The 23532-nt window shown below is 60.0% G+C and carries 24 protein-coding genes; 16 read left to right on the top strand and 8 right to left on the bottom strand.

Annotated features, from left to right (window positions below; translation table 11 throughout):
• Positions 1 to 42: 42 nt before the first annotated feature.
• The 6 genes from petA (at position 43) to DNK50_RS07905 (ending at position 4732) form a co-directional block, all read left to right on the top strand.
• Positions 43 to 636 (top strand): ubiquinol-cytochrome c reductase iron-sulfur subunit, encoded by a 594-nt coding sequence (gene petA, locus DNK50_RS07880; protein WP_099587089.1) that lies wholly within the window; start codon positions 43 to 45, stop codon positions 634 to 636.
• Positions 636 to 1847, top strand: coding sequence for a cytochrome bc complex cytochrome b subunit (locus DNK50_RS07885; protein WP_003188526.1), 1212 nt, complete (start codon positions 636 to 638; stop codon positions 1845 to 1847). Before petA ends, DNK50_RS07885 begins: the two co-directional genes overlap by 1 nt.
• Positions 1847 to 2623 carry a cytochrome c1 gene (locus DNK50_RS07890; RefSeq protein WP_112193459.1) on the top strand — a complete coding sequence of 259 codons (777 nt, stop codon included), beginning with the start codon at positions 1847 to 1849 and terminating at the stop codon, positions 2621 to 2623. Before DNK50_RS07885 ends, DNK50_RS07890 begins: the two co-directional genes overlap by 1 nt.
• Before the next feature lie 147 nt (positions 2624 to 2770).
• Positions 2771 to 3388 (top strand): glutathione S-transferase N-terminal domain-containing protein, encoded by a 618-nt coding sequence (locus DNK50_RS07895; protein WP_099587092.1) that lies wholly within the window; start codon positions 2771 to 2773, stop codon positions 3386 to 3388.
• Between the two features lie 17 nt (positions 3389 to 3405).
• Positions 3406 to 3825 carry a ClpXP protease specificity-enhancing factor gene (locus tag DNK50_RS07900; RefSeq protein WP_099587093.1) on the top strand — a complete coding sequence of 140 codons (420 nt, stop codon included), beginning with the start codon at positions 3406 to 3408 and terminating at the stop codon, positions 3823 to 3825.
• A 157-nt stretch (positions 3826 to 3982) separates the two neighbouring features.
• A complete protein-coding gene (locus tag DNK50_RS07905; protein ID WP_099587094.1) occupies positions 3983 to 4732 on the top strand; it encodes a FadR/GntR family transcriptional regulator in 750 nt (249 codons plus the stop codon).
• A 6-nt stretch (positions 4733 to 4738) separates the two neighbouring features.
• Here DNK50_RS07905 and DNK50_RS07910 read toward each other — a convergent pair whose 3' ends face one another.
• Both DNK50_RS07910 and DNK50_RS07915 read right to left on the bottom strand, forming a co-directional pair.
• On the bottom strand, positions 4739 to 5101 hold the full coding sequence (locus DNK50_RS07910; RefSeq protein ID WP_112193461.1) for a hypothetical protein: 363 nt from the start codon (positions 5099 to 5101) through the stop codon (positions 4739 to 4741).
• A gap of 111 nt (positions 5102 to 5212) precedes the next feature.
• Complete coding sequence (locus DNK50_RS07915; RefSeq protein WP_112193463.1) at positions 5213 to 6370, bottom strand: phospholipase; 1158 nt, start codon at positions 6368 to 6370, stop codon at positions 5213 to 5215.
• Between the two features lie 234 nt (positions 6371 to 6604).
• Between DNK50_RS07915 and kdgD the strand changes: the two genes are divergently transcribed.
• The 5 genes from kdgD (at position 6605) to DNK50_RS07940 (ending at position 13158) form a co-directional block, all read left to right on the top strand.
• The gene (kdgD, locus tag DNK50_RS07920) at positions 6605 to 7516 is read left to right on the top strand and encodes a 5-dehydro-4-deoxyglucarate dehydratase (protein WP_032886251.1); all 912 of its coding nucleotides are present in this window, start codon (positions 6605 to 6607) and stop codon (positions 7514 to 7516) included.
• Between the two features lie 54 nt (positions 7517 to 7570).
• Positions 7571 to 9016: an aldehyde dehydrogenase family protein gene (locus DNK50_RS07925; protein WP_112193465.1), complete on the top strand. Its 1446-nt coding sequence runs from the start codon at positions 7571 to 7573 to the stop codon at positions 9014 to 9016.
• A 97-nt stretch (positions 9017 to 9113) separates the two neighbouring features.
• On the top strand, positions 9114 to 10478 hold the full coding sequence (locus DNK50_RS07930) for an MFS transporter (protein WP_099587098.1): 1365 nt from the start codon (positions 9114 to 9116) through the stop codon (positions 10476 to 10478).
• 11 nt (positions 10479 to 10489) lie between these two features.
• Entirely contained in the window at positions 10490 to 12043 is a 1554-nt protein-coding gene (gene garD, locus DNK50_RS07935; RefSeq protein WP_112193467.1) for a galactarate dehydratase, read from the top strand.
• Positions 12044 to 12216: 173 nt separating this feature from the next.
• Positions 12217 to 13158, top strand: coding sequence for an AEC family transporter (locus DNK50_RS07940; protein WP_112193469.1), 942 nt, complete (start codon positions 12217 to 12219; stop codon positions 13156 to 13158).
• Here DNK50_RS07940 and DNK50_RS07945 read toward each other — a convergent pair.
• From DNK50_RS07945 to gatC, 6 genes are all read right to left on the bottom strand, one after another.
• Positions 13155 to 13535, bottom strand: a complete 381-nt coding sequence (locus tag DNK50_RS07945; protein ID WP_099587101.1) for a carboxymuconolactone decarboxylase family protein — start codon at positions 13533 to 13535, stop codon at positions 13155 to 13157. The genes DNK50_RS07940 and DNK50_RS07945 overlap by 4 nt on opposite strands.
• Positions 13532 to 14578 (bottom strand): calcium/sodium antiporter, encoded by a 1047-nt coding sequence (locus DNK50_RS07950; RefSeq protein ID WP_112193471.1) that lies wholly within the window; start codon positions 14576 to 14578, stop codon positions 13532 to 13534. Before DNK50_RS07950 ends, DNK50_RS07945 begins: the two co-directional genes overlap by 4 nt.
• Positions 14579 to 14637: 59 nt before the next feature.
• Positions 14638 to 15009, bottom strand: a complete 372-nt coding sequence (locus tag DNK50_RS07955; RefSeq protein ID WP_099587103.1) for a septal ring lytic transglycosylase RlpA family protein — start codon at positions 15007 to 15009, stop codon at positions 14638 to 14640.
• A 97-nt stretch (positions 15010 to 15106) separates the two neighbouring features.
• Entirely contained in the window at positions 15107 to 16552 is a 1446-nt protein-coding gene (gatB, locus tag DNK50_RS07960; RefSeq protein WP_099587104.1) for an Asp-tRNA(Asn)/Glu-tRNA(Gln) amidotransferase subunit GatB, read from the bottom strand.
• A 10-nt stretch (positions 16553 to 16562) separates the two neighbouring features.
• Entirely contained in the window at positions 16563 to 18014 is a 1452-nt protein-coding gene (gatA, locus tag DNK50_RS07965) for an Asp-tRNA(Asn)/Glu-tRNA(Gln) amidotransferase subunit GatA (protein WP_112193473.1), read from the bottom strand.
• A 16-nt stretch (positions 18015 to 18030) separates the two neighbouring features.
• Complete coding sequence (gene gatC / locus DNK50_RS07970; protein WP_003188556.1) at positions 18031 to 18318, bottom strand: Asp-tRNA(Asn)/Glu-tRNA(Gln) amidotransferase subunit GatC; 288 nt, start codon at positions 18316 to 18318, stop codon at positions 18031 to 18033.
• A gap of 210 nt (positions 18319 to 18528) precedes the next feature.
• Between gatC and mreB the strand changes: the two genes are divergently transcribed.
• From mreB to rng, 5 genes are all read left to right on the top strand, one after another.
• The gene (mreB, locus tag DNK50_RS07975) at positions 18529 to 19566 is read left to right on the top strand and encodes a rod shape-determining protein MreB (protein ID WP_002555108.1); all 1038 of its coding nucleotides are present in this window, start codon (positions 18529 to 18531) and stop codon (positions 19564 to 19566) included.
• A gap of 168 nt (positions 19567 to 19734) precedes the next feature.
• Positions 19735 to 20799 (top strand): rod shape-determining protein MreC, encoded by a 1065-nt coding sequence (mreC, locus tag DNK50_RS07980; RefSeq protein ID WP_194733751.1) that lies wholly within the window; start codon positions 19735 to 19737, stop codon positions 20797 to 20799.
• Positions 20799 to 21287 carry a rod shape-determining protein MreD gene (gene mreD, locus DNK50_RS07985; RefSeq protein ID WP_099587107.1) on the top strand — a complete coding sequence of 163 codons (489 nt, stop codon included), beginning with the start codon at positions 20799 to 20801 and terminating at the stop codon, positions 21285 to 21287. Before mreC ends, mreD begins: the two co-directional genes overlap by 1 nt.
• A gap of 51 nt (positions 21288 to 21338) precedes the next feature.
• Positions 21339 to 21935, top strand: coding sequence for a nucleoside triphosphate pyrophosphatase (locus tag DNK50_RS07990; protein WP_099587108.1), 597 nt, complete (start codon positions 21339 to 21341; stop codon positions 21933 to 21935).
• A 70-nt stretch (positions 21936 to 22005) separates the two neighbouring features.
• Complete coding sequence (gene rng, locus DNK50_RS07995) at positions 22006 to 23463, top strand: ribonuclease G (RefSeq protein WP_099587109.1); 1458 nt, start codon at positions 22006 to 22008, stop codon at positions 23461 to 23463.
• Positions 23464 to 23532: the final 69 nt, after the last annotated feature.

The following is a 23532-nucleotide window of genomic DNA, read 5'->3' on the forward strand; positions in this document are numbered from 1 at the left end:
CGCCTGATTTAACAGGCCAAAAAGCTGATGGGAGAGGACTGAATGAGCAATGACGGCGTGAATGCAGGCCGGCGTCGCTTCTTGGTAGCAGCCACATCCGTGGTGGGTGCTGCAGGAGCGGTGGGGGCTGCGGTCCCGTTCGTGGGGTCATGGTTTCCCAGTGCCAAGGCGAAAGCCGCAGGTGCACCGGTGAAGGTGAATGTCAGCAAGATCGAGCCAGGCCAGCAGATGATTGCTGAGTGGCGCGGCCAGCCGGTTTTCATTGTTCGCCGTACTGAGGAAATCCTGGGGAATCTCAAGAAGATTGAAGGCCAGTTGTCTGACCCCCAATCCGAGAAATCCGACCAACCCGCCTACGCCAAGAACGAAGCGCGTTCGATCAAGCCAGAGATCCTGCTGCTGGTTGGTCTGTGTACCCACCTGGGTTGCTCACCCACCTTCCGCCCGGAAGTAGCGCCTGTCGACTTGGGCAAGGACTGGGTCGGCGGTTATTTCTGCCCGTGCCACGGCTCCCATTACGACCTTGCCGGCCGCGTCTACAAGTCCCAGCCTGCGCCACTGAACCTGCCCGTGCCGCCGCATACCTACGAAACTGACGACCTCATAGTCATTGGCCTCGATAAGGAGAACGCGTGATGAGCAAGTTCATGGATTGGGTGGATGCGCGCTTCCCCGCCACTAAAATGTGGGAAGACCATCTCAGCAAATATTACGCGCCAAAAAACTTCAATTTCTTCTACTTCTTTGGCTCCCTGGCGCTGTTGGTGCTGGTCAACCAGATTGTCACCGGCGTCTGGCTGACGATGAGCTACACGCCTTCGGCGGAAGAGGCGTTCGCCTCCGTCGAATACATCATGCGTGACGTCGAATACGGTTCCATCCTGCGCCTGTTGCACTCCACCGGTGCGTCGGCGTTCTTTATCGTCGTCTACCTGCACATGTTCCGCGGCCTGCTCTACGGCTCATACCAGAAGCCCCGCGAGTTGGTGTGGGTGTTCGGCATGTTGATCTACCTGGCGCTGATGGCTGAAGCCTTCATGGGCTACCTGCTGCCATGGGGCCAGATGTCGTACTGGGGCGCCCAGGTGATCATCTCGCTGTTCGGCGCCATCCCTGTCATCGGCAACGACCTGACCCAGTGGATTCGCGGTGACTACCTGATCTCTGGCATCACCCTGAACCGCTTCTTCGCCTTGCACGTGGTGGCCCTGCCGATTGTGATCCTGGGCCTGGTGGTGCTGCACATCCTGGCGCTGCACGAAGTGGGTTCCAACAACCCGGACGGCGTGGACATCAAGAAGCACAAGGACGAGAACGGCATCCCGCTGGACGGCATTCCATTCCACCCGTACTACACCGTAAAAGACATCGTCGGCGTAGTCGTGTTCTTGTTCGTGTTCTGCTCGATCGTGTTCTTTTTCCCGGAGATGGGCGGTTATTTCCTGGAGAAGCCTAACTTCGAACAGGCCAACGCCTTCAAGACCCCCGAGCACATTGCCCCGGTCTGGTACTTCACGCCGTTCTACGCAATCTTGCGGGCAATCCCCGACAAGCTGATGGGCGTAATCGCCATGGGCGCGGCCATCGCCGTGCTGTTTGTGTTGCCTTGGCTCGACCGCAGCCCGGTCAAATCCATGCGCTACAAAGGCTGGCTGAGCAAGATCTGGCTGTGGGTGTTCTGTATTTCGTTCGTGATCCTGGGTGTGTTGGGCGTATTGGCACCGACTCCCGAGCGTACGTTGCTGTCGCAGGTCTGCACCTTCCTGTACTTCGCCTACTTCATTCTGATGCCGTTCTACACCCGGCTTGAGAAGACCAAACCGGTTCCGGAAAGGGTGACTGGCTGATGAAAAAATTATTTGTTGCATTGATGCTTGCGGCGCTGCCGCTACTGTCTTTCGCTGCCGAGCACGGCGCGGAGCTGGAAAAAGTCGATATCGACGTGTCGGACAAGGCCGCCATGCAGGACGGTGCGCGCACCTTCGCCAACTACTGCATGGGCTGCCACAGCGCCAAGTTCCAGCGTTACGAGCGGGTTGCCGATGATTTGGGCATTCCCCACGAACTGATGCTGGATAAGTTGGTGTTCACCGGTGCCAAGATTGGCGACCACATGAACATCGGCATGCAACCGGCGGATGCCAAGGCCTGGTTCGGTGCGGCACCGCCTGACCTGACCCTGGTGGCCCGTGTGCGCGGCACCGATTGGCTATATGGCTACCTCAAGTCGTTCTACGAGGATCCGACGCGCCCTTACCGCGTGAACAACCGCGTATTCCCGAACGTCGGCATGCCTAACGTTCTGGTCGGCCTTCAAGGCAAGCAAGTGGTAGGATGCAAGCAGATCCAGGTCGTTGAAGACGGCAAGAAGCAATACGATCCGCTGACTGGCACGCCTCTGACTCATGAAGCATGCGATCAACTGAAGATCGAAACCCCCGGTTCGCTGACTGACGAACAGTTCGACGAGAAGGTCAAGAACCTCGTGACCTTCCTGGCTTACTCGGCCAACCCGGTCAAACTGCAGCACCAGCGTATCGGTACTTACGTCTTGCTCTACCTGGCTTTCTTCTTTGTATTCGCCTATCTGCTCAAACGCGAATATTGGAAGGATGTGCATTGATCCAACCGTAAGCAATTGCTGTTAATCTTGCGCGCCCAGCGGCATCTCTGAACACGTAGCGACGGGTTGAACCGCCGTTACAGAGATGCTTTCTGGGCGCGCTCGTTTTTGAGCTTTCGATAATTTCAACAAGCGAGGAGGACCGCCATGGGCGTGACCAATCGGTTGGCCTGTTACTCCGACCCCGCCGACCACTATTCCCACCGAGTACGTATCGTGCTCGCAGAGAAGGGTGTCAGCGCCGAGATCATCACTGTGGAGGCGGGCCGTCATCCGCCAAAGCTGATCGAAGTGAACCCTTACGGCAGCTTGCCCACCCTGGTCGATCGTGACCTGGCGTTGTGGGAGTCGACCGTGGTGATGGAATACCTGGATGAGCGTTACCCTCATCCGCCTTTGCTGCCGGTGTATCCGGTGGCGCGTGCCAACAGCCGCCTGCTGATCCATCGGATCCAGCGCGACTGGTGTGGGCTGGTGGATGTGATTCTGGATTCGCGCAGTAAAGAGGCGGCCCGTGTCGTGGCGCGCAAGGAATTGCGCGAGAGCCTGACCGGTGTTTCGCCGCTGTTCGCCGACAAACCTTTTTTCCTGAGTGAGGAACAAAGTTTGGTGGATTGCTGCCTATTACCGATACTCTGGCGTTTGCCGATTCTCGGTATTGAACTGCCGCGGCCCGCCAAGCCGCTGCTTGATTACATGGAGCGCCAGTTTGCGCGTGAGGCTTTCCAGGCGAGTCTGTCTGGTGTCGAACGCGATATGCGCTAAGGCTTAAGGAGCCGTTGATGAACTCCAGTCGACCTTACCTGGTCCGCGCGCTCTACGAGTGGATTGTGGATAACGATTGCACCCCGCACATGCTGGTCAATTCCGAATTTGCTGCGGTTCAGGTACCGCAGGGTTTTGCCAGTGACGGACAGATTGTGCTGAACGTATCGCCGAGTGCCGTGCGCCACCTGCACATGGACAATGAAGCGGTCAGCTTCGAAGGGCGTTTTGGCGGTGTGCCGCATACGCTCTACGTGCCAATTGGCGCCATTCTCGGGATCTACGCCCGTGAGAATGGCCAAGGCATGGTGTTTGATCTGGAGTCGCCTTTCGAGGACGACGAATCGATCGAAAACGAAGACGGTGATGATTTGCCACCACCGGATGCCGAGCCACCGCGTCCAAGCGGCCGGCCTAGCCTGAAAGTGGTGAAGTAAGCGGCATTCGCCTTCGGGGGTGCTGGAAAAATGCCTCGATCTGTATCGAGGCATTTTTTTGCGCGCAGGATATAAGTGAAAGTCGCGACTGAACAGTGATCGTACAACCACCATGGGCTATGATGCCTCTTTACTCAACCGAGATAGATGACCCCACATGGAAAACGCCAGCACCGCCCCTCGTCTTCCCCGCAAGCGCCGCAGCCTTGCCCAGGAATTGGTCACGGTGCTGTCCGAGCAGATCCGTGACGGCGAACTCAAACGGGGCGACAAGCTGCCCACCGAGTCCGCGATCATGGAAGCCCATGGCGTCAGTCGCACGGTAGTGCGTGAAGCCATCTCCCGTTTGCAGGCCGCAGGGCAAGTGGAAACCCGCCATGGCATCGGCACGTTTGTGCTGGACACGCCAAGCCCAAGCGGTTTCCGCATTGACCCGGCGACAGTGGTGACATTGCGCGATGTACTGGCGATCCTGGAGTTGCGCATCAGTCTGGAAGTCGAGTCCGCTGGCCTGGCCGCCCTGCGCCGCAGCGATGAGCAACTGGCCGCCATGCGCGCGGCGCTGGATGCCCTGAATGAAAGTGCGGCGCACGCCGGCGATGCGGTCGCATCCGACTTCGCGTTCCACCTGGAAATCGCGCTGTCCACCGGTAACCGCTACTTCACCGACATCATGACCCACCTGGGCACCAGCATCATTCCGCGTACCCGCTTGAATTCAGCGCGCCTGGCCCATGATGACCAGCAACATTACATGGGGCGCCTGAGCCGCGAGCACGAAGAGATCTACGAGGCGATCGCCCGTCAGGATTCGGATGCGGCCCGGGCGGCCATGCGTTTGCACCTGACCAACAGCCGCGAGCGGCTGCGCCATGCCCATGAAGAGGCGGAGGCGCAGCGCGGATAGGTGGTGTCACGACAAGATTTTTACCGTGAGTGGCTCCGAGTCCCAATCCCCCGACTCGCTGCGTATGAGGTAGCGAATCTCTACCGTCTTGTTGGAATAGCCCTTCAGGTCGTTGGACGACAGGGAAAACTTGAGGTTGCTGGTTTTCACGAAGTCTTCCTGGTCGTCGTCGAACGTTCCTGCGGGCTGAAAATCGCTTTTGAAGTCCGGTAATTCAGGATCCTGTCTGACAATGAGGCATACGCTTGCGCTGGCCGGAATGTCATTGGGTTCAGGAATGGAAAATTCGAGTAGTTGGTTGCTCGCCAGCCTCACTTCGGCATTGTTTGAAGAGGTGGAGCCAGCCATGCTGGGGGCTTCATAAGACATAGTTGTTTACTCCTCTGCATAGAAGCCAGAGAGCCTGGCTCCTACGCGGCGTTATCCTCTTTATTGAGATTTAGCGTAACTGTCAGAAATCACAGTCGCGACGGGCGGCGGTCAAGGCAGGGGCGTATTCGGCTTGTAATCCTTCAGCAACAAATACGTACTCCACCCCCACCAATCATCCGTCCAGTGCTTGTCGTTCAGGTCATTCACGTCCTTGCGACGCAGTACTTTGTCTCCCTCCAGCTTGAACAGCGGCGAGAAGTTATTCGCCGGGTTCTGTGCTGCATTCAGGTCCGGCACATACAACGGTGCCTTGAAGTTGGCCGGGGAGGGCGCCACACCGCTGATGAAGGTCTCGAAGATCTCATCGGCGGATGCCTGGACGGCGCGTTTGACCTGTACGCGATTGGCCGCATCGATGGCGTCGAAGTAGCGTTTATCGCCATAGGCATGCCACTCGTCACCCATGGCATTGCGCACCTTGAGTCCGAATTTGCTGTCTTCATCGTGCATGAAGCGACTGATCAATGAACCCAGCTCGCCCGGCGTGACCACCGCTGCCAGTTGCTTGCGCGGCACCCGCAGATGACCGGCGGAAAACAGATCGGTCAAGAAGTGATCAGCAAAACTGTTCATTGCGTAGGCCAGTTCCAGTGCCTGATCGGTACCGGTTTGATGAGCGACCACCGCCTGTTGCAACGCTGCCGTGTGCCCTGCCAGGTAGGCCGAAAGTGCCCATTCGCCGAAGTGGTCGGCGTTGTCCGCCGCCAGTTTCAGGTAACGCCCCAGCGGTACCAGTGCCGAGACCGCACTCCCGCCCCCGGTGATGCGGTTCCATTCTTCGGACAACGTGTCACCCAACGCGTCGTAGGCTTCATGGGGTTGTTTGCCATCTTTGATGGCTTGGTTGACCGCGCTGATTTCCTTTTGCATCACCGCGAGGATCTTGCCGGCTTCTTGCCGCGAGGCAGGCAGCACCGCCAGCGAGTTAAAGGCGGCGGTAAAGCGTTGCACGCGCTCGGCAGGGGAGGCGCCATCACTGATCGGCTTGCCGGGAATGCCATAGAAGTCACCGCCCAGGGCAATGACTTGGCCGTAGCTCAGTGCCAGCCCGTTGGGCAGGTGCAGTTCGACTTGCCGGGCGGGAATGGGTGGGGCGTCGGTGGTAAAGCGCAACAGCGTGTCGTCGCCGATGGCGGTGTGTTCGCCGCCTTCGAAACGCAGGGCCGGTTGGGTTCTTTCGGGTACTGCGAGATCAAGACCTGACATGTTAGCTCCTTGCTATGTCGTAGGAATCTTCCTTAATAACTGTATGTATATACAGATATTGCGAGCATAGAGGATAAATTTCCTACGTCAAGAACTGCTGTCTCAACACGGTTTCAGGTGAAGGCCGATGAATTGCAGTTGACGAATCTTTTTATAGTTGTACGATGACGTACGACATCACCAAAACCAACAACAATCTTTCGACAGAAAGTCTTTACCCAGGGTGTTCGAATAATGAATCCACAAGAGCTGAAGTCCATCCTCTCCCACGGTCTGCTGTCTTTCCCGGTGACCGATTTCAACGCCCAGGGTGACTTCCACCAAGCGGGCTACATCAAGCGCCTTGAATGGCTGGCCCCTTATGGCGCCACCGCGTTGTTCGCCGCAGGTGGCACGGGTGAGTTTTTCTCCCTGGCGGCCAGCGAATATTCCCAAGTGGTAAAGACCGCTGTTGATACCTGCGCCACCAGCGTGCCGATCCTCGCCGGCGTAGGCGGTTCCACGCGCCAGGCCATCGAATACGCCCAAGAGGCCGAACGCCTGGGCGCCAAAGGCCTGCTGCTGCTGCCGCACTACCTCACCGAAGCCAGCCAGGACGGCGTTGCCGCCCACGTTGAAGCCGTGTGCAAATCGGTAAAAATCGGCGTGGTGGTCTACAACCGTAACGTGTGCCGCCTGACCGCTCCGCTGCTGGAACGCCTGGCCGAGCGCTGCCCGAACCTGATCGGGTACAAGGATGGCCTGGGTGACATCGAGTTGATGGTGTCGATCCGCCGTCGTCTGGGCGACCGTTTCAGTTACCTCGGCGGCCTGCCGACTGCAGAGGTTTACGCCGCTGCCTACAAGGCCCTGGGCGTGCCGGTGTACTCCTCGGCGGTGTTCAACTTCATTCCGAAAACCGCGATGGACTTCTACCACGCCATTGCCAAGGATGATCACGCCACCGTCGCCAAGATCATCGACGACTTCTTCCTGCCTTACCTGGACATCCGTAACCGCAAATCCGGTTATGCCGTGAGCATCGTCAAGGCCGGTGCAAAAATCGCCGGCTATGACGCAGGTCCGGTGCGTACGCCGCTGACCGACCTGCTGCCGGAAGAATACGAAGCCCTGGCCGCGCTGATCGACAAGCAAGGTCCGCAATAACCCATTAACAAGGCCGCTGAGTAATCAGCGGCCTTTTGCGTCAGGAGAAGATTCGTGTCCCAAGCAAAGCGTTTTGAAAACTACATCAATGGCGAGTGGGTAACCGGCGCCGACTACTGCACCAACCTCAATCCTTCGGAGTTGTCTGACGTCATTGGTGAATATGCCAAGGCAGACGTCGCCCAAGTCAACGCCGCCATCGACGCCGCCCGTGCTGCATTCCCGGCCTGGTCCACGTCCGGCATCCAGGCGCGTCACGACGCGCTGGATAAAGTCGGCAGCGAAATCCTCGCCCGCCGCGAAGAGCTCGGCACCCTGCTGGCCCGTGAAGAGGGCAAGACCCTGCCGGAAGCCATCGGTGAAGTGACCCGCGCCGGTAACATCTTCAAGTTCTTCGCCGGTGAATGCCTGCGTTTGTCCGGCGACTACGTGCCGTCGGTGCGTCCGGGCGTCAATGTTGAAGTCACCCGCGAAGCCCTCGGCGTGGTCGGCCTGATCACCCCATGGAACTTCCCGATCGCCATCCCTGCGTGGAAGATCGCCCCGGCCCTGGCCTACGGCAACTGCGTAGTGATCAAACCGGCGGAACTGGTTCCGGGCTGCGCCTGGGCGCTGGCCGAAATCATCTCCCGCGCCGGTTTCCCGGCCGGCGTGTTTAACCTGGTGATGGGCAGTGGTCGTGTGGTTGGCGACGTGCTGGTCAACAGCCCGAAAGTCGACGGCATCAGCTTCACCGGTTCCGTGGGTGTGGGCCGTCAGATCGCTGTCAGCTGCGTGTCGCGCCAGGCCAAAGTGCAGTTGGAAATGGGCGGCAAGAACCCGCAGATCATCCTCGACGACGCCGACCTCAAGCAGGCCGTCGAGCTGTCGGTGCAGAGCGCGTTCTACTCCACTGGCCAGCGTTGCACCGCGTCCAGCCGTTTGATCGTGACTGCCGGGATTCACGACCAGTTCGTCGCGGCCATGGCCGAGCGCATGAAGTCGATCAAGGTCGGCCACGCGCTGAAAAGCGGTACCGACATCGGCCCAGTGGTTTCCCAGGCTCAGTTGGACCAGGACCTGAAATACATCGACATCGGCCAAAGCGAAGGCGCGCGGCTGGTCAGCGGTGGCGGCCTGGTGACCTGCGACACTGAAGGCTACTACCTGGCGCCGACACTGTTTGCCGACAGCGAAGCCGCCATGCGCATCAGCCGTGAAGAGATCTTCGGCCCGGTGGCCAACGTGGTGCGCGTAGCGGACTACGAGGCGGCGCTGGCCATGGCCAACGACACCGAGTTCGGTCTGTCGGCGGGCATTGCCACCACGTCGTTGAAATACGCCAACCACTTCAAACGCCACTCCCAGGCGGGGATGGTGATGGTCAACCTGCCGACGGCAGGCGTGGATTACCACGTTCCATTCGGTGGACGTAAAGGCTCATCCTATGGCTCGCGGGAGCAAGGTCGCTATGCACAAGAGTTCTACACCGTGGTGAAAACCAGCTACATCGGCTCGTAACACGCACTACCCGTGGGAGCCGGACGCCTGCCGGCTCCCACACTGAACACACATAACTATTACCCGCAAAAAAAATAATTAGTGGGAGTACTTCTACATGCAAGCGACCAAGCCGACCCACGTCCGCTATTTGATCCTGCTCATGCTGTTCCTGGTGACCACGATCAACTACGCCGACCGGGCCACCATCGCCATCGCGGGCTCCAGCCTGCAAAAAGACCTCGGCATCGACGCGGTCACCCTCGGTTATATCTTCTCTGCATTCGGTTGGGCCTACGTGGCCGGGCAAATCCCCGGCGGCTGGCTGCTGGACCGTTTCGGCTCGAAAAAAGTCTATGCCCTGAGCATCTTCACCTGGTCGCTGTTCACTGTGCTGCAAGGCTACGTCGGTGAGTTTGGCGTCTCCACTGCGGTTGTTGCGCTGTTCATGCTGCGCTTCATGGTGGGCCTGGCCGAAGCGCCGTCCTTCCCCGGTAACGCGCGTATTGTCGCGGCTTGGTTCCCGACCGCTGAACGCGGCACGGCGTCGGCGATCTTCAACTCGGCGCAGTACTTCGCCACGGTGTTGTTCGCGCCATTGATGGGCTGGATCGTCTACCGCTTCGGCTGGCAGCACGTGTTTATCGTGATGGGCGTGATCGGCATCGTGTTCTCGCTGATCTGGCTGAAAGTTATCCACAGCCCGCGCCAGCATCCGATGATCAACGAAGCCGAGTTCAATCACATCGCCGCCAATGGTGCGATGGTCGATATGGACCAGGACAAAGGCAAAGGTAAGAAAACTGACGGGCCGAAGTGGGATTACATCCGGCAGTTGCTGACCAATCGCATGATGCTCGGCGTGTACCTGGGCCAGTACTGCATCAACGGCATCACTTACTTCTTCCTGACCTGGTTCCCGGTGTACCTGGTACAGGACCGTGGCATGACCATCCTCAAGGCCGGTTTCATTGCCTCGTTACCGGCGATCTGCGGGTTTATCGGCGGTGTGCTCGGCGGTGTGATTTCCGACTACCTGTTGCGCAAGGGCCACTCCCTGACCTTCGCCCGCAAGGCGCCGATCATCGCTGGCCTGCTGGTCTCCAGCAGTATCATCGCGTGTAATTACGTCGACGTTGAATGGATGGTGGTGGGCTTTATGGCCCTGGCTTTCTTCGGCAAAGGCGTTGGCGCACTGGGTTGGGCGGTGGTGTCCGACACTTCGCCGAAACAGATCGCCGGCCTCAGCGGCGGCTTGTTCAACACCTTTGGTAACCTGGCTTCGATCACCACGCCCATCGTGATCGGCTACATCATCAGCACCACCGGTTCCTTCAAATGGGCCCTGGTGTTCGTCGGCGCCAACGCGCTGGTGGCGGTGTTCAGCTACCTGGTTATCGTCGGCCCGATCAAGCGTGTAGTACTCAAAGAGCCGCCAAGCAAGGGGCCAGAGTTGACCAACCTAACCGAAGCGCATTCCTGAGAGGCACCGTGATGCAGTTGATTGAACATGCCGACTCGCCGCGCTCGATTCGTTTGCACGAGCGTGACAACGTAGTGATCGTGGTCAATGACCAGGGCGTACCGGCCGGGACCGAGTTCCCGGACGGCCTGGTGACCGTGGAGTTCATCCCCCAGAGCCATAAAGTGAACCTGGAAGATATCCCCGAAGGCGGTCAGATTATTCGCTACGGCCAGACCATCGGTTATGCCTTGGCGCCGATTCCACGCGGCAGTTGGGTCCAGGAAGATCAACTGCGCATGCCTACCGCGCCGCCGCTGGACAGCTTGCCGTTGTCCACTGATGTGCCGCAAACCCAGGCGCCGCTGGAAGGGTTTACGTTCGAGGGTTATCGCAACGCCGACGGGACCGTGGGCACGCGCAATATCCTTGGCATCACCACCACGGTGCAGTGCGTGACCGGGGTGCTGGACCATGCGGTCAAGCGCATCAAGGACGAATTGCTGCCCAAGTACCCGAATGTCGATGACGTGGTGGCGCTGACCCACAGCTACGGCTGTGGCGTGGCAATTACCGCGACGGATGCCTACATCCCGATCCGAACCGTGCGCAACCTGGCGCGCAACCCAAACCTGGGGGGCGAAGCCTTGGTGATCGGCCTGGGCTGCGAGAAATTGCAGGCCGGGCAGGTGATGCACGACAACGACAGCTCGGTCGACCTGAGCGAGCCGTGGTTGTACAAGCTGCAGGATTCCAGCCACGGCTTTACCGAGATGATCGAGCAGATCATGGAACTGGCCGAAATCCGCCTGAAGAAACTCGACCAGCGCCGCCGCGAAACCGTGCCGGCGTCCGAACTGATCCTGGGCATGCAGTGCGGCGGCAGTGATGCGTTTTCCGGCATCACCGCCAACCCCGCGCTGGGTTACGCCTCGGACTTGTTGCTGCGAGCCGGGGCGACGGTGATGTTTTCCGAAGTCACTGAAGTACGCGATGCCATCTACTTGCTGACATCTCGGGCGCAGACGAAGGAAGTGGCCGAGGAACTGGTCAGGGAAATGGACTGGTACGACCGTTACCTGGCCAAGGGCGAAGCAGATCGCAGCGCCAATACCACGCCGGGCAACAAGAAGGGCGGGTTGTCGAACATTGTCGAGAAGTCCTTGGGCTCGATCGTCAAGTCCGGCAGCAGCGCGATCAACGGCGTGCTGGGCCCTGGCGAGCGCTTCAAGAGCAAGGGCCTGATCTTCTGCGCGACGCCGGCCAGTGATTTTGTCTGCGGTACGCTGCAATTGGCGGCGGGGATGAACCTGCACGTGTTTACCACCGGCCGTGGCACGCCTTATGGGCTGGCGATGGCGCCAGTGGTGAAAGTGTCGACCCGTACGGAATTGGCGCAGCGTTGGCCGGACCTCATCGATATCGACGCTGGGCGCATTGCCACCGGGCGCGCGAGCATCGAGGAGTTGGGCTGGGAGTTGTTCCACTTCTACCTGGACGTGGCCAGCGGCAAGAAGCAGACCTGGGCTGAGCATCACAAGCTGCACAATGACATCACGTTGTTCAACCCGGCGCCGATTACCTGAGACCGAGTCGCCTGCATCGGGGGCAAGCCCCCTCCCACCTTGACCGAGTTCTAACTTTGAAATGTGGTCGAATGTGGGAGGGGGCTTGCCCCCGATAGTGGTCTATCGGGCACTGCGCGTTTGTATGGCTTATCATTAGCCACCTAACGACGCTCACCAAGGTTCTCCCCGGCATGCTGGCTATCTTCCTCACCACCCTCACCATCACCGCGCCGGTATTCGCCATGCTGTTTCTGGGTGTGCTGCTCAAGCGCATCAATTGGATCAACGACAACTTTATCCACACGGCTTCGTCCCTGGTGTTCAACGTCACCATGCCGGCGCTGCTGTTTCTGGGCATCCTGCATGCCGACCTGCACTCGGCGCTCAAGCCGGGTCTGCTGATCTATTTCGCCGTCGCCACGCTGGTGAGCTTTGTGTTGGCCTGGGGCTGGGCGATTTTTCGCTGCAAGCGCGAAGACCGGGGCATCTATACCCAAGGCGCGTTTCGCGGCAATAACGGGGTGATCGGCCTGGCCTTGGCCGCCAGCATGTACGGCGACTACGGCATCTCTCTCGGTGCAATCCTCGCGGCGCTGGTGATCCTGTTCTACAACACCCTATCGACCATTGTGCTGGCGGTGTACAGCCCGGTGATCAAGTCCGACCCCTGGAGCATCTTCAAGAGTGTGGTGGCCAACCCGCTGATCATCAGCGTGATCGTGGCGGCGCCGTTTGCGTATTTTCAGATTGGCCTGCCTGGCTGGCTGGAAAAATCCATGCAATACCTGGCGGACACCACCTTGCCGCTGGCCTTGATCTGCATTGGCGGCACCTTGTCCCTGGCAGCGTTGCGCAAAAGCGGCAATATGGCGCTGAGCGCGAGCCTGATGAAGATGGTCTGGTTGCCGGTGGTCGCCACGCTGGGCGCCTGGCTGCTGGGCTTTCGCGGGCCGGAATTGGGGATTCTGTTCCTGTACTTCGGCGCGCCGACGGCCGCCGCCAGTTTCGTGATGGCGAGGGCGGCCGAAGGTAATCACGAGCTGGCGGCGGCGATTATTGTGATCACCACCTTGATGGCGGCGGTGACCACGAATATCGGTATTTTTGTGTTGCAGGCGGGTGGCTGGATCTAAGCTTCTTTCTGGTAGGTATCGATCACTTCCTGGGCAGCACGAAACGCATCGATCGCCGCCGGCACCCCTGCGTACACCGCACAGTGCAGCAATGCTTCGCGAATCTCTTCCACGGTGCAGCCATTGTTCAGTGCGCCGCGTACGTGCCCCTTCAGCTCTTGTGGGCACTTGAGCGCAGTCAGCGCCGCCAGGGTGATCAGGCTGCGCGTCTTCAGCGGCAACCCTTCGCGGTTCCACACACTGCCCCAGGCATGTTCATTGACGAAATCCTGCAGCGGCTGGCTGAACTCGGTGGCATTGCCCAATGCGCGGTCGACGAATACATCGCCCATGACCTGGCGACGCATCTCAACCCCGGGTTTTTTCTGATCGGTCATTGCGATTCCCTCTTGTGTTGGCGGCGCCAGGCGCGCAGCGAGGTGAGCACCAGGAACACCACCAGCGCTGGCAGCATGTAATGCAGCATCAATTTTTCGAGTTTGGTGGCCAGGGGCATGCCGGTGGTGAACGCCATCACATGCAGCCCATACGCCAGGTACAACCCCAGTAACACCAGGCCTTCGGCGCGGGTCACGCGGTAACCGGTATAGAACACCGGCAGGCACAGCGCCACCACGCCGAGCATCACCGGCAGGTCGAAATCCAGGGCGTTGGGCGACACCGACAGCGGCGATGGCGCCAGCAGTGCCGTCAGCCCCAGCACGCCCAGCAGGTTGAACAGGTTGCTGCCGATCACGTTGCCCACGGCAATTTCCCGCTCGCCGCGCAGGGCGGCAATCAGCGAAGTGGCCAGGCACGGCAGCGAGGTGCCGACGCCGATCAGCGTCAGGCCAATGATGCGTTCCGACAGGCCCAGGTCGCTGGCCACGTCCACCGCCGCGCCGAGCAACAGGTGGCCGGCCAGCACCAGGATCAGAAAGCCGCCGAGCATCAGCAATACGCTGCTCAGCCAGGGCGCTCGGGCCACCGTGTCCAGCGTGCGCGGGCGGCGCGAATGACGCGTCTGGTAGTGCAGCACGCCAAGATAGGCGATCAGTGCAATCAGCAGTAGCAGGCCATCGACCGGCGTCAGTTCTTCATTGGCCGCCAGGGTAAACACCAACAGGCCGGCGAGGATCATCACCGGGATATCCAGGCGCACCAACTGGCGCGAGACCCGCAGGGGAATAATCAACGCGGACAGGCCGAGGGTCACCAGGATGTTGAAGATGCTGCTGCCGATCACGCTGCCCACGGCTATATCGGTATTGCCGGCCAGGGTCGCCTGCAGGCTGACGGTCATCTGCGGCGCGCTGCTGCCGAATGCCACGATGGTCAGGCCGATGATCAATGGCCGTACCTTGAGACTGGCCGCGAGGCGCACCGCCGCGCGCACCAAAATTTCGGCGCCGACGATCAGCAGCACAAGGCCGCTGACCAGTTCGAGCAGGCTCCAGGGCGACAGGGTGGATAATCCAAAAATGGTCAGAGCCCTCCTGGTTAGTTGCTCATGGCCTGCACGCGAACCCGCGCAGTACCGCTGCGCAGCATGCCGAGTTGCTCGGCGGCTTCGCGGGAAAGATCGATCAGGCGCCCACGGGTATGCGGGCCGCGATCATTGATGCGGACCACGACGGAGTTGTCGTTGTCGAGATTGGTGACCTTGACTCGGGTGCCGAACGGCAGTTGCCGGTGGGCGGCGGTCAGGGCGTTCTGGTTGAAAGGTTCACCGCTGGCGGTTTTCTTGCCATGGTGCCGGGCGCCGTAATAGGAAGCGGTGCCGGTTTCGTCGTAGCCGTTGGGATTGATGAGGCCGCTGGCGCAGCCGGTCAACAGGGAGAACAGGGCTAAAAGGCCAAGTAAACGGGTCATTCAAGGTATCCCCATTATCAAATGTGGGAGGGGGCTTGCCCCCTCCCACAGGAGGTCCGAGCCGAGCATGAAATCTGGCTTGGCCCCTTCACCGCTGTCAGCCTTCGAGCTTGCTTTTCAGCAGTTCGTTCACCTGTTGGGGGTTGGCCTTGCCTTTAGAGGCTTTCATGGCTTGTCCGACAAAGAAGCCGAACATTTTGCCGCGCTTGGCTTCGTCTGCCGCGCGGTATTGTTCGACCTGCTCGGCGTTGGCCGCCAGCATCTCATCCAGTACCGCCGAGATGGCGCCGCTGTCGGTGACCTGCTTGAGACCGCGTTTCTCGATGATCTCGTCAGCATTGCCTTCGCCCGCGGCCATCGCTTCAAACACAGTCTTCGCAATCTTGCCGGAGATGGTGTTGTCCTTGATGCGCAGCAGCATGCCGCCCAGCTGTTCGGCGGTCACTGGGGCTTCGTCGATTTCCAGGCCCTGCTTGTTCAGCAGGCTGCCCAGTTCAACCATGACCCAGTTGGCCGCCAGCTTGGCGTCGCCGGCAATGCTCACGACTTTTTCGAAGTAGTCGGCTTGCTCGCGGCTGGACGCCAATACGCTGGCGTCGTAGACCGACAGGCCGAACTGCTCTTGGAAGCGCTCGCGTTTTTGCGGCGGCAATTCCGGCAGGGTGGCGCGGATGTCATCCAGGAACGAGTCCTCGATGACCACCGGCAACAGGTCCGGATCGGGGAAGTAACGGTAGTCGTTGGCTTCCTCCTTGCTGCGCATGGCGCGGGTTTCGTCTTTGTTCGGGTCGTAGAGGCGGGTCTGCTGGATCACCTTGCCGCCGTCTTCGATCAGTTCGATCTGGCGACGCACTTCGGTGTTGATCGCCTTCTCGATGAAACGGAACGAGTTGACGTTCTTGATCTCGCAGCGGGTACCGTACTCGGCCTGGCCTTTTGGCCGCACCGACACGTTGCAGTCGCAACGCAGCGAGCCTTCGGCCATGTTGCCGTCGCAGATGCCCAGGTAGCGCACCAGTGCGTGGATGGTCTTGACGTAGGCCACGGCTTCCTTGGCACTGCGCATGTCCGGCTCGGACACGATCTCCAGCAGCGGCGTGCCGGCGCGGTTCAGGTCGATGCCGGTGGCACCGTTGAACTCTTCATGCAGGCTTTTGCCGGCGTCTTCTTCCAGGTGGGCGCGGGTGACGCCGACACGTTTGATGGTGCCGTCTTCCAGCGGGATGTCCAGGTAGCCCTTGCCGACGATCGGCAATTCCATCTGGCTGATCTGGTAGCCCTTGGGCAGGTCCGGGTAGAAGTAGTTCTTGCGCGCAAACACGTTGTGCTGACCGATCTCGGCGTCAATCGCCAGGCCGAACATCACCGCCATGCGCACCGCTTCCTGGTTCAGCACCGGCAAAACGCCGGGCATGCCCAGGTCGACCAGGCTGGCCTGGGTGTTGGGCTCGGAGCCGAACGTGGTGGCGCTACCGGAGAAAATCTTCGATTGGGTGGCGAGCTGGGTATGAATCTCCAGCCCGATCACAACTTCCCATTGCATAGTGTTCTCCTCAGAAGCCGGTAGGGGTGCGAGTGTGCCAGTCGGTGTTCAACTGGTACTGGTGCGCCACATTGAGCAGGCGGCCTTCCTGGAAATACGGTGCGAGCAATTGCACGCCCACCGGCAGGCCGTCGACGAAGCCGGCCGGCATGGACAGGCCCGGCAAGCCCGCGAGGTTGGCGGTGATGGTGTAGAGGTCTTCCAGGTACTCGGCAATCGGGTCGCCGGTCTTGGCGCCGATCTTCCAGGCCGGGTTCGGCGTGGTTGGACCGAGGATCACGTCGACTTCTTCAAAGGCCGCCATGAAGTCGTTCTTGATCAGGCGACGGATCTTTTGCGCCTTGAGGTAGTACGCGTCGTAATAACCCGCCGACAAGGCGTAGGCACCGACCATGATCCGGCGTTGTACTTCGGCACCGAAGCCTTCGCCACGGGAGCGTTTGTAGAGGTCGGTGAGATCTTTCGGGTTTTCGCAGCGGTAGCCAAAACGCACGCCGTCGAAACGCGACAGGTTGGAGGAGGCTTCTGCCGGCGCGATCACGTAGTAGGCAGGAATCGCGTGCTGGTTGTTCGGCAGGCTGATTTCCTTGATCACGGCGCCCAGGCCTTCCAGCGTCTTGATGCTGTTGTGCACCAATTCGGCGATGCGCGGGTCGAGACCGGCGCTGAAGTATTCCTTCGGCACGCCGATGCGCAGGCCTTTGAGCGAGGTGTTCAGGCTGGCGCTGTAGTCCGGCAGGGGCTCATCGATGCTGGTTGAGTCCTGTGGATCAAAGCCAGCCATGCCTTGTAACAATATTGCGCAGTCTTCAGCGGTGCGGGCCAGCGGGCCGCCCTGATCGAGGCTGGATGCGTAGGCGATCATGCCCCAGCGGGAAACGCGACCGTAGGTCGGCTTCAACCCGGTGAGGTTGGTGAAGGCAGCCGGTTGGCGAATGGAGCCGCCGGTGTCGGTGGCCGTGGCGGCCGGCAGGAAGCGCGCGGCGACGGCAGCAGCCGAACCGCCGGACGAACCGCCTGGCACGTGTTCCAGGTTCCACGGGTTTTTTACCGCGCCGTAGTAGCTCGACTCGTTGGCCGAACCCATGGCGAATTCGTCCATGTTGGTCTTGCCCAGGGTCACGGCCCCGGCGGCAGCCAGCTTGGACACCACGGTGGCGTCGTAGGGCGCTTTAAAGTTGTCGAGCATCTTCGAGCCGCAGCTGGTGCGTATGCCCTGGGTGCAGAACAGGTCTTTGTGGGCGATTGGAGCGCCCAGCAGTGCGCCGTTTTCACCGTTGGCGCGACGTACGTCGGCGGCCTTGGCCTGGCTCAGGGCCAGTTCTTCGGTGAGGCTGATGAAGCTGTTGACCTTGGGATCCAGCGCAGTAATACGCGCCAGCAGGGTCTTGGTCAGCTCTTCGGAGGAAAACGTTTTGTCGGCGAGACCGCGGGCGATCTCGGCCAGAGTCATGTGATGCATGAAAGGCTCTTTCCCTTTAGTCGATGACTTTCGGAACCAGGTACAGGCCGTTTTCGACCGCTGGTGCGATGGACTGGTAGGCCTCGCGATTATTGCGCTCGGTCACGACGTCTGCGCGCAGGCGCTGGCTGGCTTCCAGCGGGTGAGCCAGGGGCTCGATGCCGTCGGTGTTCACGGCCTGCATTTGGTCAACCAGCCCGAGAATGCTGTTCAGGGCTGCGGTGGTCTGTGGAAGATCGGCGTCATTGAGGCCAAGCGAGGCCAGATGCGCGATTTTTTCCACGTCGGAGCGTTCAAGCGCCATGGGAATCTCCAGTGGAAAACAGAACGGAGGCTGTCCGTGTGTTAGATTGTCGGAACACTACCGCATTTCTACGGTCATATGGCCGCGATTGTGGGGGTTGGTGCACAGAAAGTCGGCCAATTTAGCACATTGGCGCCTTGCCCAAAATCCCTGTCGTTGTTAGAGTTTGCCGCACTTTTTTACCCACGCGTTGCCTAGGGTCCTTTCCCCATGTTCAAGAAACTGCGTGGCATGTTTTCCAGCGATCTTTCCATTGACCTGGGCACTGCCAACACCCTTATTTACGTGCGCGAGCGCGGTATCGTTCTGAATGAGCCATCGGTTGTGGCCATTCGGACCCATGGTAATCAGAAAAGTGTCGTTGCCGTCGGCACCGAGGCCAAGCGCATGCTCGGCCGTACACCAGGCAATATTGCCGCCATTCGTCCGATGAAGGACGGCGTGATCGCCGACTTCAGTGTCTGCGAGAAGATGCTGCAGTACTTCATCAACAAAGTTCACGAAAACAGTTTCCTGCAGCCCAGCCCTCGTGTGCTGATCTGCGTTCCATGCAAGTCCACCCAGGTTGAGCGTCGTGCCATCCGTGAATCGGCCCTTGGTGCCGGTGCCCGTGAAGTGTTCCTGATCGAAGAGCCAATGGCTGCTGCGATCGGTGCCGGCCTGCCGGTTGAAGAAGCCCGCGGTTCGATGGTGGTGGATATCGGTGGTGGTACTACCGAGATCGCCCTGATTTCCCTGAACGGTGTGGTGTACGCAGAATCCGTGCGCGTGGGCGGCGACCGCTTCGACGAAGCGATCATCACGTATGTGCGTCGTAACTACGGCAGCCTGATCGGCGAATCCACCGCCGAACGCATCAAGCAGGAAATCGGTACCGCTTACCCAGGCGGCGAAGTGCGCGAAGTCGATGTTCGCGGTCGCAACCTGGCCGAAGGCGTTCCACGTGCCTTCACCCTGAACTCCAACGAAGTGCTGGAAGCTCTGCAAGAGTCCCTGGCCACCATCGTTCAGGCTGTGAAGAGCGCCCTGGAGCAATCGCCGCCGGAGCTGGCCTCCGATATCGCCGAGCGTGGCCTGGTACTGACCGGTGGTGGCGCCTTGCTGCGCGACCTCGACAAGTTGCTGGCCCAGGAAACTGGCCTGCCGGTGATCGTCGCCGAAGACCCGCTGACCTGCGTTGCGCGTGGCGGTGGTCGTGCACTGGAAATGATGGATAAACACACCATGGACCTGCTTTCCAGCGAATAAGATCGTTGGTTACTCCATGTTTCGCCCGCAGGCAGCACTTTGCAGTGCTGCCTGTTGGCGTTCATCTTCTTCAATCTGCATCCAGGCCGGTTAGATGCCGTATGAATAAAGAGAACATTTGCCTGGGAGGAGCGGCTTATTAAACCGCTTTTCGCCAAAGGCCCCTCATTGGGCGTGCGCTTACTGGTGCTGGTCGTGCTTTCGGTCGCGTTGATGGTGGTCGATGCCCGCTTCTCACTGCTCAAGCCGGTGCGTAGCCAGATGTCGCTGGTGTTGATGCAGACATACTGGGTCACCGATCTGCCGCAACGGCTCTACCAGGGGGTGGCCAGCCAATTCGGCAGCCGCACCGAACTCGTCGCCGAAAACGAAAAACTCAAGACCGAAAACCTGCTGTTGCAGGGGCGCATGCAAAAGCTCGCGGCCCTCACCGAGCAGAACGTTCGGCTGCGCGAGTTGCTCAACTCTTCGGCACTGGTCAACGAAAAGGTCGAAGTGGCCGAGTTGATCGGCATGGACCCGAATCCCTTTACCCACCGCATCATCATCAACAAGGGTGAGCGCGACGGTGTGGTCCTCGGTCAGCCGGTACTGGATGCCCGTGGCCTGATGGGGCAGGTAGTCGAGCTGATGCCCTACACCTCGCGGGTGCTGCTGCTGACGGACACGACCCACAGCATTCCGGTGCAGGTCAACCGTAACGGCTTGCGAGCGATTGCCAGCGGCACCGGCAACCCTGAGCGCCTGGAATTGCGTCACGTCGCCGACACGGCCGACATCAAGGAAGGTGACCTGCTGGTCAGCTCCGGCCTGGGCCAGCGGTTCCCGGCGGGTTACCCGGTGGCGACGGTCAAGGAAGTGATCCACGATTCCGGCCAGCCTTTCGCCATTGTGCGCGCCGTGCCCACTGCCGCCCTGAACCGTAGCCGCTATCTACTGCTGGTGTTCAGCGACAACCGCACGCCGGAAGAGCGTGCCAACGACGCCGCCCAGGCTCAGGAAGCGGAAGACAAGAAGAACGGCACTGCGCCGGTGATTCCTGCGACCGTACCCAAGCCCGCAGTAGCGACTCCTGTTGCTCCGGCAGTTGCTCCGGTGGTCACGCCGGCCAAACCAGCGGCCCATAGTGCAACGCCGGTGAAACCGACAGCGGCGAAACCACCCGCCACCACGACGCCTGCTGTGAGGCCTGCGGCCGCAGCCCCGGCCACCACGCGGCAGAGGGAGGAATAATGGCCGGTACTCATTCGAGCAATGGCTGGATCGTCTGGCTGACATTCGCTGTCGGGCTGCTGCTCAGCGTTTCCCCGCTGCCCCAATTCATGGAAATCCTGCGACCGCTCTGGCTGGCCTTGCTGCTGGCCTTCTGGTCGCTGAACCTGCCGCATAAAGTGGGTATGGTCACGGCCATGTTCCTGGGGTTGGCGGAAGATGTGCTGTATGGCACCTTGCTGGGCCAGAACGCGTTGATCCTGACCCTGATCACCTTCCTGGTGCTGTCGTTGCAGCAGCGTTTGCGCATGTTCCCGATGTGGCAGCAGTGCCTGGTGATCCTGGTAATCTTCGGCCTGGCGCAGTTGGTGCAACTGTGGCTCAGCGCCTTGACCGGTAACCGTCAGCCAACCCTGGCGCTGGTATTGCCAGCCCTGGTCAGTGCGCTCTTGTGGCCCTGGATCAGCTTCGGTCTGCGTGGGTTGAGTCGGCGCTATAAAATCAATTGAATGGATTGCGAGGCTCTGCCTGGTTATCGAACCCCACAGGGAGAGACTGCAATGAATTCGCTTTATCTGGCCTCGGGCTCCCCAAGACGGCGTGAACTGCTGACCCAGATCGGTGTGCCCTTCACCGTGGTCAGCGCCGCTATCGATGAAACTCCTCTTACCAATGAATCGGCTGTTGCCTACGTCGAGCGTCTTGCGCGCGGCAAGGCGGCGGCGGGATTTTCTGCGCTTGAGCATTCGCCGGGCGCCTGTGTGTTGGGCGCTGACACGGCAGTGATCGTGGACGGTCAGATCCTCGGCAAGCCGGTTGACCAGGCCGATGCCCTGGCGATGTTGATGGCCTTGGCGGAACGTGAGCATGAAGTGCTCACCGCTATTGCCCTTACCGACGGCCAGCGCTGTGAAACCCAATGTGTAAGCAGTCGTGTACGTTTTCGCGCGATTTCTGTCGAAGAAGCAACAACCTACTGGCACAGCGGCGAACCCCAGGACAAGGCGGGCGGCTATGCTATTCAAGGGCTTGGCTCGGTGTTTGTCGCCGGTCTCAATGGCAGCTATTCCGCCGTTGTAGGGCTGCCGGTGTGCGAAACCGCGCAACTGCTTGCCCGATTCGGCATACCCTGTTGGCAAAACCTTACCGTGCGCTAAACGCCTTGCACCAGCGCCCAGCCTTAAGCGACCGGCCACTATTGTGAAAACGCCTGAACGAGACCCAGCCATGAGTGAAGAGATTCTGATCAATATCACGCCGATGGAATCGCGCGTGGCGGTGGTAGAGAACGGTGTTCTGCAAGAAGTGCACGTCGAGCGCACCCAAAAGCGCGGGATCGTGGGCAATATCTATAAAGGCAAAGTCGTGCGGGTATTGCCGGGGATGCAGGCGGCATTCGTCGACATCGGCCTGGACCGCGCTGCGTTTATCCATGCTTCGGAAATTTCCCTGCGTGAAGGGCCGACGGTAGAAAGCATCAGCGCCCTGGTGCATGAAGGGCAGAGCCTGGTGGTGCAAGTCACCAAGGACCCCATCGGTTCCAAAGGCGCACGCCTGACCACCCAGTTGTCGATTCCGTCGCGTTACCTGGTGTATATGCCGCGTACCGCCCACGTCGGCATTTCCCTGAAAATCGAAGATGAAGCGGAGCGCGAACGCCTGAAAAAGGTGGTCAGCGACTGCGTGGCCGCCGAAGGCATCAAGGAGGCCGGCGGTTTCATCCTGCGTACTGCCGCTGAAGGCGCGGGTGCTGATGAAATCCTGATGGACATCCGTTACCTGCGGCGCCTGTGGGACCAGATCGGCGCGCAGATCAAGACCATCGGCGCGCCAAGTGTCATCTATGAGGACCTGGGCCTGGCCCTGCGCACATTGCGCGATCTGGTCAGCCCCAAGATTGAGAAAATCCGCATCGACTCGCGGGAAACCTTCCAGCGAACCACGCAATTTGTGGCCGAGTTGATGCCGGAAATTGCCGACCGCCTGGAACACTACCCCGGCGAGCGGCCGATCTTCGACCTGTATGGCGTCGAAGACGAAATCCAGAAAGCCCTGGAACGCAAGGTGCCGCTCAAGTCCGGCGGCTATCTGGTGGTAGACCCGGCGGAAGCCATGACCACCATCGACGTCAACACGGGCGCTTTCGTTGGTCATCGCAACCTCGAAGAGACAATCTTCAAGACCAACCTCGAAGCGGCCACCGCGATTGCGCGCCAACTGCGCCTGCGCAACCTGGGCGGCATCATCATCATCGACTTCATCGATATGGAAGACGAAGATCACCAGCGTCAGGTGCTGCGCACCCTGGAAAAACAACTGGAGCGCGATCACGCCAAGACCAACATCATCGGTATAACCGAGCTGGGCCTGGTGCAGATGACCCGCAAGCGCACCCGCGAAAGCCTGGAGCAGGTGCTGTGCGAGCCGTGCAGCAGTTGCCAGGGTCGCGGTAAGTTGAAGACCCCCGAAACGGTTTGCTACGAGATTTTCCGGGAAATCTTACGGGAGGCACGGGCTTATCAGGCTGAAGGTTATAGAGTCCTCGCCAACCAGAAAGTGGTCGATCGCCTGCTGGACGAAGAGTCCGGTAACGTTGCCGAGCTGGAGGGGTTTATCGGCCGCACGATCCGTTTCCAGGTTGAAACCATGTATTCCCAGGAACAATACGACGTGGTGCTGCTCTGATCCCCATTCGCTTTCTTTCTTCGAGACGGGCAGACCTTGATCTGCCGTCCGCCTACTGCCTTGAGGGTC

Source organism: Pseudomonas sp. LG1E9 (assembly GCF_003290225.1).
In the GTDB taxonomy this organism is placed as follows: Bacteria; Pseudomonadota; Gammaproteobacteria; order Pseudomonadales; family Pseudomonadaceae; genus Aquipseudomonas; species Aquipseudomonas cyclaminis.